A 14,676-nucleotide genomic window follows, 5' to 3' on the forward strand; every position below is an offset into this window, starting at 1 on the left:
ATCGCTAACAAGATAAATTCCCTACTCTTTCTAGGATATTCCCGCCAGCTCTATGCTTTATCTATCTGAAATATTAAAGAATTATGACAATTGATAGCTATAAGCATCACTAAATAACAACTAAACATAAAATATTTTCATCTTAATTCTGAAACAACTCGCAACTTACACCCAAACAATGCAATCGATTACATATTCATTATGATAATCCTTATTGGCATATAGAATTATATGAACATGGTTGAGTTAGGTGCTTGAGGGAATAAGAACACAATGAAAATCGCAAATAAGATCAGTCTTACTTTATCAGTCCTTTGTGCTTGCTGTGTGGTGGTGTCAGGGATTTATATTGCTTGGAAAAGTGCAGCAATAAGCCAACAAGCACTTTATGATCGAGCAATGGAGCAGCTGATCTCCATTAGAGAAATCAAGAAAACAGAAATCGAAAACCACTTTAATACCACTGCCACGCTCATTGGTACCTTCTCTTCCGATCCTAGTATTAAACAAGCCATGCAACGTTTTGATACAGGTTTCAATAGTTACCCCAACCAAGATATCGTAATGGCGGATAAACAGGCTTTAGTGCAATTTTATCAAGAACAATTTGCCGCTATTTATCGTGACAAAAACAAAGAAGCCACAATTGGCAATATTTATGAGCAACTCAGTGATACCGCTGTGAGCCTACAGTCTCGCTATATCGCTAATAACAGCAATAAGTTAGGTCAAAAGCATTTTCTTGATAATGACACGCTAAATACTAACTACGATAAAACCCACCAAGTTTTTCACCCGGTGCTACGCCACTATCTAGAATCCTTTGGTTTTTATGACATTTTCCTCGTCGATAACCAAGGTAACGTGGTGTACAGCGTGTTTAAAGAAGTGGATTTTGCGACCAACCTACAGCAAGGGCCATTTAAAAATAGTGGCTTAGCCAATGCTTATCATGGTGCGCTTAAACTCTCCGACGGTGAAGTTACCTTAACCGACTTTAAGCCTTATACTCCCTCATTCGAGTTGCCGTCATCTTTTCTCTCTACCCCTATTTTTGAGAACCAAAAACGTATCGGTTACATGATCATTCAAACCCCGATTGATGCGATCAATAACATCATGACTTTTGATCAAAACTGGAATAAAGCCGGGTTAGGTAAAAGCGGTGAGATTTATTTAGTAGGAATGGATTCTACCCTACGTAGCCAGTCCCGTTTCTTTATTGAAGATAAACAAGCCTATTTACAAGCCCTTCAAGCGAACAATATTTCAAGTAATGTGATTGATAACATAAGTAAAAAAGATACTGCGATTGGCTTTCAGCCAGTGAATACCCCAAGTGTACAATTTGCCCGAGATGGCAAAACAGGTAGCCATGCCATCACTGATTATCGTGATATTGCAGTGCTTTCCGCTTATGCCCCAATCACCCTGTTAAATCAACATTGGATGATCATCAGTGAAATCGATAAAGCCGAAGCCTTAGCCGATGTCAGTGCACTCAAAACCCAACTTTATAAAGCAGTCGCCATTTGTAGCGTATTGCTACTGTTGCTAGCGGCATTCTTTTCTTACTTTATTGGTGAATCTATCGCTAAACCTATCAAGGTATTATCGAAAAAGATCATTGCGATTAGTGATAATAAGAACCTCTCTGCGCGCTTAACAATCCGCAATGGTGGCCCCGAAGTAAATGATCTATCCTCCTCTTTTAACCAATTCATTGCCACTCTTGAAGACTCTTTCAATCAGTTTTCTCACGCTAACCAAACACTAAAAAACCAATCTAGTACCATCTCAAACAACGCTGTCACTATGTCGCAATCAGCCAGTAAACAAAGTGCCAATTGTGAAAACATTGCCGCTGCAGTGACTGAAATGACTACCTCAGTCAATGAGATTGCACGTTATACCGATAACGCTTCAACCCATGTGTTAGAAGCCAATAGCAAAAGTACGGTTTCAATTCAAAGCGCAGATCAACTAATGAATGACATCGATGGACTAATGGCACAAATGAACGAAGCACTCACCAGTATTAATCAGCTAAAAACGGAAAGTGAAGATATTGCCGATGTACTAAACGTCATTAATACCGTTGCCGAGAAAACAAACCTATTAGCCTTAAATGCCGCGATTGAAGCCGCCCGAGCTGGCGAACATGGTCGTGGATTTGCAGTGGTTGCCGATGAAGTGCGAACCCTTGCTTCAATGACCAAAGATTCAACAGAAAACATCAAAGAGAAAATTGAACGTCTGCAAAATGAATCGAGCAAAGTTGCATTAAGTGTTGAGCAAGCCCACCAGCTACTCAATAACGGGGTTGAAAGCTGTCATATTAATAATCAACACCTTCACGATATTCACACCATGCTCAATGAATTACAAAACATGAGCCAGGAAATCGCGCAAGCCACCAACGAGCAAGCTAATGTCACCAGTAACATCAGTGAATCTATGACGGTTATTGCAGAATCATCGTTATCAACTCATGAAAAATCACTGGAAATTAAAGCGGTTTCTGCTGAACTAAAAACTCAATCTCAGCAGATGGATACCATCATCAAGCAATACTCATAACCCAAACGAATAAGAAGCATATTCGCTACAAAACAAAAGAGTTGGCCTCTTGCAGAGCTATTTACCATGAAAAGCTATTGCTAGATAAGGCTAATTCTTTTGTCTTAAATATAAATAACGCTACCGTTAGCTAAACGAGTATTTGACTAACTAAAGCTACAAGCAATAGGATATAGAGCCTTATGACAATACAATCTTGTTATAAGCTGTATTCCCTTGATGAAAAAGAGCAATGCTTATGTCTAATGTCGTTCAGTTCTCTCAGTTTAGTGGTAACAAGAAACAAAATGTGACTCCAACTAACGCCACACCAAGCCCTAAAGCATTAAGGGAACAAACCGTATTACAGCAAGACAATCACTGTTATTTTTGCGGAACACGCAAAGACACCAAAGATCTAAACTGGCTCAATAAAATAGGCTTTAAACAAAAGGCACATGTGGTTTGCGGTACGTGTAGTGCAGAAGCGAAAACACGCTCCATGGATGAACTGCGCATTATTCTTGCCCTAAAAGCCATGGATTTCAGAACCATTAAGCTCAAGCAATACCAAGAACTTCGAGAAAAAGGCGTGCATATTGATGGTGTACGTGATTATAAATTCTATTTTGAAATTTGATATATACAGCCATAGGTATGATGACAGGGAGATTGTAACGTGTAGTTCTATTTGGAGATTTAGGCTTATTCACACGTTAGATAGGTGTCGGCTGCGCGACACATATCTTATTTATAGTTATAGCCCAGCGATGTGCGACAGGGTTTCTGGATGACGCTGAACCAGCTTTAGAAGAGTTACCGCTTGTCCATTTGGTACACTACGCCCTTGCTCCCAATTTTCTAACGTACGAGATGATGTGTGCAACAAACGAGCAAATACACCACGAGACATATTAAACTGCTCTCGAATACTCACAATTTCATCAGGTGAGATATTTAACTCACTGATATCGTTAACTTGATGAGTTTTAAGGGTAAGCTTACCCTCTGAATGTTCTTTAGCCTCAACAAGTGCTGAACTTAATTCTGCAAATAGATCACGATTGCTCATTGCGCCATGCCTCCATAAAAGCCTTTAGTTGTTTCTTTTGGTCTGCAGTTAAGTCGGACATTTCATTCTTACCGTAAATCGTTAGCAAGTAGAAACGACGCTTTTCATCGAGAAAGTAATAAATAACTCGAGAGCCTCCACGCTTCCCCTTACTTTTACTCGCAACTCGAATCTTACGCAAACCACCAGTACCTTGAATCACGTCACCCTGCTTTGGGTTAGACATTAACTCAGCTTGAAAAAGTCTAAACTCATCATCGCTGAGATATTCATTACGGTACTTTTCAAATATGGTTGATTCGACAAATACACTTTTCATAAAAGAAAGTATACGCAATTAACGTATAGATAGCAAAAACTATACGTTACTTGCGTAGTTATGATGCTTAGAGTGGAAAATTGGACATGAGCTATAGCGCCAGATTAAGGGGATGCGATGAGCTTATTATGTTTTTAAACGCTAATCGTCCCATGGTAAATAAGGCAAGCATTCTAAATTTTATCGTACCGCCCAGGGTTAAACTTTTCAGAGTCTCTGACCGAACCGAAAGCGCACATGCTATGTACTTAATCGCTTCCTCACGACTGATTCCCTGTGCTAATAGACGATCTAAAGTCTTTATTACTTTTGGTAGATCATTTGCTGTCAACTGACGTTCAACAACTTAATGATTACTTTGCCAGCTATCGATGACCCCTGATGATTTTCCATGTTCTTCTCTCCGATAAAATATAACGCTCTGCCATACCAATTTTAGCGCCCCGCGTTAAATAATAAGGATAATGACTTTCACGCTTCAGCATTAAAGAGGAACTAACACTAAATTGAAGTGTTAAATTTATTGGTTCACACCACGGATAACGCTCGACTTCTTTTGATATCACCCTTCGTGATATTTACAATATTTACTTATATAAGGTGGCTTGGGCTTGTCCAACACTTCGGATAGGTGTCGGCTTCGCGACACCTATCCTTGTTTATTAAACAACAAGTGTCAATTGCGGTCTAAAAGGTTGATAAATTTAGGATTAACGCCGTTGATTAATATCGCTTTAACTTTTTGATCTATGTTATTCCAATCTTCATCAGAAATTAGTATCAGCATCATAAGGTTCACGATGCCGACTACTTCAACAAACTCATTAATCGCTTCTTTAACTAAACCTTTATCGTATCTTTTATTCGCAAGAGATGGTGATGAATGCCAGACGCCAGGCATTTGACCATGAACGATAGCGGAAATTTTTGCGTAACTTTTTTCAAGGCGTGAGGTTAGACCAACACCTCTTGAACGGTCAGTAAAATCAATAGTATGCAAGTTATGATAGGCAAGAACATCCGCTTTAGAAATATAATATTTATCAACGTTGATTAAGCTATTTAGTTCGACAGGGTGGTCTTTAAAATAGCTGAAATACAGAAAGCTCTCTAGAATAGTTCGCAAAGATGATGCTGATGACTTATACAGTCCCAAGGAAACTAAGCAAAAAAAATCTTGTGCGGAAACTTGAGCCTCTCTTATAAACGGTAAAGATGGATTATTATTATATACATTCTCAATTTGACGACACCAATTAGATAATTTAACTAATGATTTTTCACCAATAGAGTAAGTTTCAGTATCATCGACAGCTGAAGTACAATTTTCATTCCAGTTTACCGAACGGACAACACTTATCAGTTCACTCATAGATGCTCTCTATTTAAAATATGATCTAAATAATCATCATTTCTAAGCATATCAACAAAATTTCTCCAGCTAGCGGAGTCTACATTATCGTGAGCAACTTCAATTGCACTTCTCAACGTTAAGCGTTGTGACTTAAGGTAGCTACCAAGCCCATTGAATTGATCGTCCAGTATCGTAAACAATCCGACTTTTGTTAATTTCCTACGCTTTATGAGAGTGTACACATAATTTAACTCATCGTCCTCTTGAGAGTTCGACGGAGAATACATTGTGTTACCAACAAGATTTTGAAGATTAAATGCAAAATCTCTCATAAATGGATCGTCATGCATAAGAGCTTCACAGAAATCCATAACTTCTTTGCTCGTTAAGTCTGAAGACATGAGAGATGATGTTAGTAAGCGTGCAATTTTTGCCTGTGTGTTTTTTCTCATGTAACCTCCTAACTTAGCTATATATTTTATCTAATAGTTCGACAGCAATATTACGCATATTGAAATAAGCCATTCTACTATACGCTTTATTCAGCTGCCAAACATAACCACTACCATTAACTAAGTCATTGTATGCACTATACTTTTTCATAGTTGAAGTTAAACATTTATCACCAAACCTATCATTCGCTCTTATTTGTTGCTCAATGAAATCATCGCTTTTAGGCATATGATTAAATAATATATGTAACTGCGGTTTATTTCTTTTAAAAGTTGGAGAATCAAGAAAGTTGTACATTAAACCCACACCTCTAAGAGCATAGTTATGAGGTGTAATCGGTACTAAAACGTGGTCTGAAGCTGACAAAGCTGTTTTTGTAAAGAGTGAGCCTGCAGGGTGACAATCGATCACAATCAAATCATATATTTTTTTCGCTTCCTCCATGAATTTGGCAAACCGTTTTTCCATTGCGGTTAATGCCAGACCAGAACGCCCGAGTGCTATATACATTAACTCTAATGTAGAAGGCAACAAATCAAACACCCTATCATCTTCTTCAAATAAACGAACTACGACATCCTTTACCTTTGGAGGCTCTAATGAATCTGGCTTTTGCAGAGTGAATGGGTCTTCAACGACCTGATTTTCTACAAGGACAGATAACACATTACGATTGTTCTCTTCCGTCTCGCGATACTTTTCAACGCTCAAAAACGCCTGAGACAAATTAAATTGAGGATCATAGTCTATGACTAAAACCTTTTTGACACGTTCATTTATAGAGTGATGAGCGACGATAGAACTTAAATGAGTTGAAATTGTTGTTTTACCAACACCACCTTTCATGTTCATCACTGTTAATACTTTACACACTTTACAAGCCACCGATGTTTATTTTTTTGTATTTTAATACAAGGGATTACTTAAATCTATAAACCTCTGAAAAAGCGGAGATTTGTTGCTTAACGCACAATTAACGTGTGAGCAGCGCAGACACTGAACTGAATACTGCGCGTAAACACTAAACTCAACCTGAAGTGAAAGCGCCAAGCGTTGCGAATCACTGTTGAATTTCTTGTTATGAGCCTTCAACCAATGACCCTGTAAACTCCATAGAGTCATCCGTCTTTTGAATAGTACTCAATTCGAGTTTAATCATATGCTTGGACGAATGCTTGTTTTTTCCTATGTCCGAATATTCGAGTTTCAATTTTATAGCGATCAATTTCTTTTCAGGAATCTTTTCATACACCCTAAACGACAGCCCAACGAACAGACTAAGCAAAAAGCTGTAGCTAGGAGGTAAACTTAGCACTATTCCTCTTTCATCTTGTGAAGCAGGAAGAAGGTATTCAAAATTAAACTCGCTCATTTGAGCATTAATCATATAGCTAGTTTGACTACTATCTTTTACCGATAAAAACGTCCCATCTTCATGAATATAAAACTCTTCATGAGCTTCTTGCGCTAATTTATTGATTTCCTTTACTAACGTTGACTGCTCAAAAATCCATTTAGCGCTAATATGCTTTGCTGCGCCGACACCTACGTTTACCAATTGAATTGATGCCATCACACCCAATTCGGAGTCCTCGTGAAACCAATTCGTTGGGGTGCCGAATTTACCGATACCTTCGCCTCTAACGGCAAAGCGTCTTTTGAGTACGCATATATCCGGTTTGTAACTGGCTTTTCGTTGACGAAATAATTCGAAAAGAGTGAAAAGCGAAATTGTAGCAGCTCCAAGAGCCCCCAAACTTGAAGCTAAGGTTAACCATTCTGATAATGTCATTTATTCTCCAAATTGACGATTGACGTTGGTTCATAACAGTATATTAATCAGCATCTTACTTTCACGCTCTATTAATACGCTAAATAAACAACATTTTACTCAATAGAAGCATTAGGTTTCATAGCATTAGTCGCAAAAAGTTACATTCAATTGATAAATTACTTTTGATAGAAGTGAGAAAAGTTTTTAACCCGTCTGATTAAAAATGACTAAGGATGAAAAATTGCTTTATTTTCATTGGCTTGGATTTTAAATTCCGTTTTTAACAAGAATATTTTCTTATTAAAAACGAAACTATAACGCTGAAATCAACGCATTCATTTATAACTGGATATATAGTCATATCTAGAGTGTGGTCATGAAAGATGCTGAAGTGGAATTAACCCTACTCTTCTAGCTCACTATTGATGGCTTCTTTTATTTCATCGCCTGAAAAGCCTTTGCTTGATAGATAACCATAAGCTTTGCTCTTTTCTTTAAAATCGGTGAGATCGTAGCGTTTCTTGGCGAGGGCTAATTGGCAATTGTAGTAGAAATCTATTTCGCCTGATTCGATAAGTTCATCAAGTACGGTATCAAGCTCTGAGATATCAACATGCTTCATTTTTAGCTCTTGTGCGATTAATGATCGCCCTTTTAGCTTTTTGGCAAGTTTGATCACTTCAGCTTCAAGATTGGCGTTCTTGCCTTTGATTTGCGCTTTGGTCAGTAAAGTATCTGACGCACTATGCTCTGAAATACCACGAGAAATATCATCCATACTAAAGCCACGTTTTAGTAAATCATTGACGACTTTCTCTGCCGATGTGGTTGAGAAATCTTTGAAACGTGCCAAGCGTGTATTGATCATCGATTGCTCGCAGACGTTCATGCGTTGCATGGTTTCTGTGATGGCTTGCTCTATGGTGAGTTCGTCGATGCCTTTGGTTTTAAGTTTTTGCTGGATGTATTTACGCCCATATTGGCTATTAAAGGCTAACTCGCAGAAATGTGATGAAAATGCATGATCGCTTTTTAGGTAACCATAGCCTTTCATTTGCTCAAGAACGGTGTCTACCCACGCTTTATTCTCTGTTTTGGCCTCGAGTTTTTGCCTAAGTTCATACTCAGAATGATCACGTAGGTTTAAGTGGTAAATCGCACTATTAATGACATTTTGAATGGTGGAGGCAGGATAAGGCTTTTTCATACGGCATCGGAGAATTTCTAAAAGTTATTGCTATGATAACAGTTTACGTCACTGAAACGAAAAAGAGGCACTCATTGAGCGCCTCTTTGTTTTTTATTGCTAAGTTTCTATTTCATACTATCGGCTAGTATTGAGTCTTTGCGTTTTGATTAGTGGTGTAGATCAAAACGGTCAGCGTTCATTACTTTAACCCAAGCATTAACGAAGTCGTTGACGAACTTCTCTTCAGAGTCAGCACATGCGTAAACTTCTGCAAGTGCACGTAGTTGTGAGTTAGAACCAAATACTAGGTCAACACGTGATGCCATCCACTTCTGCTCACCAGTCTTACGATCTGTACCTACGAACACGTCTTGGTCTACAGAGGTTGGTTTCCACTGTGTTGCCATGTCTAGTAGGTTAACGAAGAAGTCGTTAGTTAATGCTTCTTTACGCTCAGTGAACACACCGTATTCGCTGTTGTCGTAGTTCGCACCTAGTACACGCATACCTGCTACAAGCACTGACATTTCAGGTGCTGTTAGGGTTAGTAGTTGTGCGCGGTCTAGTAGTAGCTCTTCTGCTGCTACTGTGAACTTCGCTTTTTCGAAGTTACGGAAACCATCAGCGATTGGCTCAAGAACAGCAAATGATTCTACATCAGTCTCTTCTTGTGATGCGTCCATACGACCTGGTGTAAATGGTACTGTGATGTCACGGCCTGCATTCTTCGCAGCCATTTCCACACCAACACCACCAGCAAGTACGATTAAGTCAGCAAGAGATACTGTTTTCTCGAAGTTTGCTTGAATACCTTCAAGTACGTTTAGCACTTTTGCTAGTTGCTCAGGTTGGTTTACTTCCCAATCTTTCTGCGGTGCTAGACGAATACGTGCACCGTTTGCACCACCACGCTTATCTGAACCACGGAATGTAGAAGCAGATGCCCAAGCTGTTGATACTAGCTCGCTGATTGATAGACCAGATGCAGCGATTTCTTGTTTAAGTTTTGCAATGTCAGCATCGTTTACTAGCTCGTGATCAACCGCTGGGATTGGATCTTGCCATGTGAACACTTGTGCTGGTACTTCAGGGCCAAGGTAACGAGATACTGGACCTAAATCACGGTGAGTTAGCTTGAACCATGCACGAGCAAATGCGTCTGCGAACTCTTGTGGTTTTTCGAAGAAGCGACGAGAGATTTTCTCGTATGCTGGGTCGAAACGTAATGCTAAGTCAGTAGTTAGCATAGTTGCTTTATGCTTCTTCTCTGGGTCAAATGCGTCTGGGTGTACTTCGCCGCCTTTTGATACCCATTGGTAAGCGCCTGCTGGGCTCTTCTCTAGTTCCCACTCGTTGTAGAATAGGCTGCTGAAGAAACCGTTGCTCCACTCCGTTGGTGTTGTTGTCCAGATAACTTCTAGACCACTAGAAATTGTATCTGCACCTTTACCGCTACCGTAGTTTGATGTCCAACCGAAACCTTGCTCTTCGATTGATGCACCTTCTGGTTCAACACCTACGTGTGCTGCATCTGCTGCACCGTGTGTTTTACCGAATGTGTGACCACCAGCAATAAGTGCTACTGTTTCTTCGTCGTTCATTGCCATACGAGCAAATGTTTCACGAATATCGTGTGCTGCTAGTAGTGGATCTGGGTTACCGTCTGGACCTTCTGGGTTAACGTAGATAAGACCCATTTGTACTGCTGCTAGTGGATTTTCAAGATCACGTTGCTCGCTGTCTTTTTCGTAACGTGTGTCATCAGCAAGCCATGTTTTTTCTTTACCCCAGTAAACGTCTAGCTCTGGTGCCCAAATGTCTTCACGACCACCCGCGAAACCAAATGTTTTGAAGCCCATTGATTCTAGAGCAACGTTACCAGTTAGAATAATAAGGTCAGCCCAAGAGATCTTGTTGCCGTATTTTTGTTTGATAGGCCAAATTAGACGACGTGCTTTATCAAGGTTTACGTTATCAGGCCAGCTGTTCAGTGGTGCAAAACGTTGGTTACCTGTGCTCGCACCGCCACGACCATCAGCAGTACGGTATGTACCTGCACTGTGCCATGCCATACGAATGAAGAAAGGACCGTAGTGACCGAAGTCTGCTGGCCACCAGTCTTGAGAATCTGTCATTAGTTCACGTAGATCTTGTTTAACAGCTTCAAGATCTAGCTTTTTGAATTCAGCGGCGTAATCGAAATCTTCACCCATTGGGTTTGATTTACGATCGTGCTGGTGAAGAATGTCTATTTTTAATTGGTTAGGCCACCAATCGCTTGGAGAAGTACCGTTACCTGGGTTAATCGCTGGATTCACCGCTTGTGTATTATGGAATGGACATTTAGACATTGGTGTTCACCTCGTTATTCTAATAAGTATTTTTTATTTTTAATTCTTTAGCTCTATCCAATATAGCTACTAAGCATTGAATAGCAACGAAACATAATTCATTAAAATTGAAATTTTAAATTGGGTTTTATGCTTTTTGAGAATTTAACACTCAAATAATTAACAGTTATTTTTCAATTTTTTCGACACCTATAAACTGACTTAAAACAAAATATTTAATTTGATATAAATCAATAAAAAATGTCTTACAAAATCATATCTCGTCCGTTGGAGCAAATTTAAAACAATTTGCTCAATCCATCTAATTCTAAATATCTATTGCTTCAATAGGTTTGAATTATCAATCAATTAAACCTTTATTAGTTTATATACTTAATAGGAATTTAATAACATCACCAGCAATTTACCAAATAGGAGTAGCCTTTATAAAAAACGGGTAATAAATAAAAAAGCAGATGACTTTCCCAAGAAAATCATCTGCTCAATAGTCATATTTGTGCTGTGTTTTAAGCTAAGTTTTTACTGGTCATCATTAACAGGGAAATAAAGTATTATTTTCAATCCCCCACTTTCTAAATTACAGGCTTCAACTTTGCCTTTCATCGCATGCATGGCTTCTTTCACTATCGCCAGCCCTAAACCATAACCACCGGATGACTTATCACGTGCACCTTCAATCCGTGTAAAGGGATCAAAGATATGTTTTAAGTGCTGTTCTGGGATCCCATTACCGTTATCTTTAACCGTTACCGTAACGTAGGATTGCTCATCAAGCTGTACTTTAGCCGTTTTAATACAGATAGTTGCATTGTCACCAGCATATTTAATCGCATTACCTATTAAGTTTTTGATCGCACGAACTAATAAACGAGTATCGGCATGAACCAAAGGCAATTCACGCCCAAAAAACGTTTCAATCGTCTGATTACGACCTTTTAAAATTTGGCACTGCTCTGCGGTAGAACTACAGAAACTTTGTACATCAACAGGAATTAAATGGATTTTTGCCGTGGCATTTTCAAACTGGCTAAATTCTAAAATTTCCGAGACCAATTCATTCATTTCTTGCGATTCTAGCTCTAAACGATCCACTAAATGTAAATATTCTGGTGCGGTCCGTTTTCGCAATAAATGCAGTGAAAGATTATGTCTAGCTAATGGTGTTCTTAATTCATGAGAAACATCACGGATTAATCGACGCTGCTTTTCTGTTAATAGTTGTATTTGATTTGCCATATTATCGAAATCTGTCGCCAATTCATTAAACTCTTTAACACTATCTCCTAGCGCATGAGTAACACGAACCGAAAAATCGCCGTTGGCTAAATCACGACTAGCATGGCGCAGCGTATCTAACGGCAGCTTTAAATAACGAGCGATAATGTAGGAAAACATCAAGGTGATCATTAGCGCTATCACGACTTGGATTAACCCAAAATACAGTTTGAAATGCTTTGCTGGGTGTAATTGATGCGGTAATTGCACCACCAATTTATTGCCGTTTTTAAGTGGGATCATAAAAACAGGCTGATTAACACGAGAATCTAAAATCGTATTTAATGTTCTGGCATATTTGAGCTTAAATTCAAAGTGTGGGTGCATTTCTCTGGTGCTGAGTTCATCATTATTTTGATCAAGTACAAAAGCATAATACTTCTGTTTCTCTTCCCACTGTTTTAACGATGCCGGACTGTTTAGCGCAATCACAGGTTCAACGTCAACAGCCATATTCATGATGTCATGCTGTACTCGATATGGCACATGCAGCATGGTTTTAACTAGGGCAATTTCAGCAAGATTCTGTAAACCTAATATCAGCAATAACCCAATCGTAAAGTAGGAAAAAAGACGGAACACTAAACTTTTTTTAGGCTGCGGTATGCTTCGTCTCACTTTCATTGCACTTATTACACTCACCGATTTTTCTCTCTCTATTCATTACCACTTTATTGAATCTAAGATTGAGTGCTAACACCGTTCACAAAAACTCGCCTTTAAATAGACGAGTTACCATTTTTGCATAACAATAGAGTTAGGTTATTACTTTGTATTCTTAACAAAAGCGCATAACCTTACTCTTCTTAGCCATTCATCAAAGTAAAAGGACGTTCTATGATGAAGACGTTACTCGTATTCTTAGCCCTGCTGCTAACTGGGTGTTCTTCAGGGTTACAGATCTCTGTTCCAGATAGCTATTTTGAACAAAACAAAGCTACGGGCTATTTGGTTGGATCGTTAGGCGCAAATACCGAATGGCCGAAAACAGGTAAAAACCTGATCACGACTATCAATATTCGCCCTGTCAACACTACTAACAGTACTGCAAGTAACATGGATGACGTTATTACCATCACTAATAACAATGAAGATGGACATTTTGAGAACCCAAATGTCAGCGGTCATCTATTTAGTATTGAGTTACCCGTTGGTGAATACGAAATTTTTAGTATCAAGATTGAAGGCTCGGACGGTAACAAAACCCTGACGTCACAAAATAACAAAGATATGCATGTGCGCTTTGAAATTGAGCCGAATAAAGCAAGCTATATCGGACAATTTTTAGCCGTTAGCCGTATTGCGAAAAGTGATCTGTGGAACCTGCAATACCCAAGTGGCTATGGCTACTTACAACATAGCTATGATCAGTCACGTGATGAGTTACTGTTCGCTGAGCATTACCCTGAAAACAAAGCTATGCCGTTTAACCTGGCGTTACTGACTTTCTCAAATAACCGTGTACTCAAAAACTAATCTCAGCAGCACTAACCATTCAAATAAGGCGATCTAATGATCGCCTTATTTATTGCGTTCGATTTATTTCACTGTCTCTTGGCTACTCACCTTAACAGGCTTTATTCCGACACACAGGCTGAATAGCTATAGCCTCTACCTCGTACGGTTTTTATGTGTTGTTTAGACATTCCAGCTAACACCATCTTTCGACGTATATTACTGATATGCATATCTAGATTTCGGTCAAACGGGCTTAGTTCTTTCTTTAGTACCACTTTTTGTAACTCGGCTTTCGAGATCACAATATCGTTATGCTTAATCAGATACTTGAGTAAATCCATCTCAGTCCCCGTTAAAGGTAAACGCGCTAACTGACTTTCCAGCGCTGGTGTACTTGATGGTAAACATTGTCGCTGACGCTCAAGACCAACACGGCGAAGCGTAACCGTAATACGTGTTAACAACTCTTCAACTTTAAACGGTTTCACCAAAAACTGATCTGCTCCTGCTTGAAGTCCATCTAGCATGGTCGTTTCATCACCCAGCGCGGTAAGCATTACAATCGGTGTGGCAAAACGTTGACAAATACGCCTTGCTACCTGCATACCGTCCAAGTTCGGTAACATAACATCGAGTAAAACCAGATCAACACCCGTCGATTGCAAATAGTCCATTGCAGATTCACCACAATGAACACAACTGACCTCATGCCCCTCATCTTCAAGCACTTCTGTTAGCAATGCACATAATTGAACATCATCATCGACAACTAATATTTTTGACACAACAACTTACCTAGAATTGAAGACGTTGCATATTAATCACCAAACCATCAAATAACAACAATAAAGATAACCATTCTCAATATCAAT

The 14,676-nt window shown here is 39.1% G+C and carries 13 protein-coding genes; 3 read left to right on the plus strand and 10 right to left on the minus strand.

The genetic code is table 11. The features are described 5' to 3' along the window. The first annotated feature begins 273 nt into the window (after window positions 1–273). A complete protein-coding gene (locus Q7657_RS04965; RefSeq protein WP_107165844.1) occupies window positions 274–2,580 on the plus strand; it encodes a methyl-accepting chemotaxis protein in 2,307 nt (768 codons plus the stop codon). Between the two features lie 238 nt (window positions 2,581–2,818). Beyond that, window positions 2,819–3,199 carry a hypothetical protein gene (locus Q7657_RS04970; RefSeq protein WP_107165845.1) on the plus strand — a complete coding sequence of 127 codons (381 nt, stop codon included), beginning with the start codon at window positions 2,819–2,821 and terminating at the stop codon, window positions 3,197–3,199. 117 nt (window positions 3,200–3,316) lie between these two features. On the opposite strand, the gene Q7657_RS04975 is transcribed toward Q7657_RS04970, so the two are convergent. The 9 genes from Q7657_RS04975 to Q7657_RS05015 all read right to left on the minus strand — a co-directional run bounded on the left by Q7657_RS04975 (window position 3,317) and on the right by Q7657_RS05015 (window position 12,970). Beyond that, window positions 3,317–3,631: a helix-turn-helix domain-containing protein gene (locus Q7657_RS04975; protein ID WP_107165846.1), complete on the minus strand. Its 315-nt coding sequence runs from the start codon at window positions 3,629–3,631 to the stop codon at window positions 3,317–3,319. Then, window positions 3,618–3,950: a type II toxin-antitoxin system RelE/ParE family toxin gene (locus Q7657_RS04980; RefSeq protein ID WP_039470388.1), complete on the minus strand. Its 333-nt coding sequence runs from the start codon at window positions 3,948–3,950 to the stop codon at window positions 3,618–3,620. Before Q7657_RS04980 ends, Q7657_RS04975 begins: the two co-directional genes overlap by 14 nt. A 676-nt stretch (window positions 3,951–4,626) precedes the next feature. Beyond that, window positions 4,627–5,322, minus strand: a complete 696-nt coding sequence (locus Q7657_RS04985; protein WP_107165847.1) for a hypothetical protein — start codon at window positions 5,320–5,322, stop codon at window positions 4,627–4,629. Next, window positions 5,319–5,756, minus strand: a complete 438-nt coding sequence (locus Q7657_RS04990; RefSeq protein ID WP_107165848.1) for a hypothetical protein — start codon at window positions 5,754–5,756, stop codon at window positions 5,319–5,321. Before Q7657_RS04990 ends, Q7657_RS04985 begins: the two co-directional genes overlap by 4 nt. Before the next feature lie 13 nt (window positions 5,757–5,769). Further along, on the minus strand, window positions 5,770–6,642 hold the full coding sequence (locus Q7657_RS04995) for a ParA family protein (RefSeq protein WP_498826336.1): 873 nt from the start codon (window positions 6,640–6,642) through the stop codon (window positions 5,770–5,772). 193 nt (window positions 6,643–6,835) lie between these two features. Then, complete coding sequence (locus Q7657_RS05000; protein WP_107165850.1) at window positions 6,836–7,549, minus strand: hypothetical protein; 714 nt, start codon at window positions 7,547–7,549, stop codon at window positions 6,836–6,838. A gap of 385 nt (window positions 7,550–7,934) precedes the next feature. Beyond that, window positions 7,935–8,738, minus strand: coding sequence for a RecX family transcriptional regulator (locus Q7657_RS05005; protein ID WP_107165851.1), 804 nt, complete (start codon window positions 8,736–8,738; stop codon window positions 7,935–7,937). Window positions 8,739–8,887: 149 nt separating this feature from the next. Next, window positions 8,888–11,071 (minus strand): catalase/peroxidase HPI, encoded by a 2,184-nt coding sequence (gene katG / locus Q7657_RS05010; protein WP_107165852.1) that lies wholly within the window; start codon window positions 11,069–11,071, stop codon window positions 8,888–8,890. A gap of 519 nt (window positions 11,072–11,590) precedes the next feature. Continuing rightward, window positions 11,591–12,970 carry a sensor histidine kinase gene (locus tag Q7657_RS05015; protein WP_107165853.1) on the minus strand — a complete coding sequence of 460 codons (1,380 nt, stop codon included), beginning with the start codon at window positions 12,968–12,970 and terminating at the stop codon, window positions 11,591–11,593. A 213-nt stretch (window positions 12,971–13,183) separates the two neighbouring features. On the opposite strand from Q7657_RS05015, the gene Q7657_RS05020 reads away from it, so the two are divergent. Further along, window positions 13,184–13,822, plus strand: a complete 639-nt coding sequence (locus tag Q7657_RS05020; RefSeq protein ID WP_258178241.1) for a hypothetical protein — start codon at window positions 13,184–13,186, stop codon at window positions 13,820–13,822. A 101-nt stretch (window positions 13,823–13,923) separates the two neighbouring features. Here the strand turns inward: Q7657_RS05020 and Q7657_RS05025 are convergent, their stop codons facing one another. Beyond that, window positions 13,924–14,589: a response regulator transcription factor gene (locus tag Q7657_RS05025; RefSeq protein ID WP_107165854.1), complete on the minus strand. Its 666-nt coding sequence runs from the start codon at window positions 14,587–14,589 to the stop codon at window positions 13,924–13,926. Window positions 14,590–14,676 lie beyond the last annotated feature (87 nt).

It is taken from the genome of Candidatus Photobacterium acropomis (assembly GCF_030685555.1).
Classification (GTDB): domain Bacteria; phylum Pseudomonadota; class Gammaproteobacteria; order Enterobacterales; family Vibrionaceae; genus Photobacterium; species Photobacterium lucens.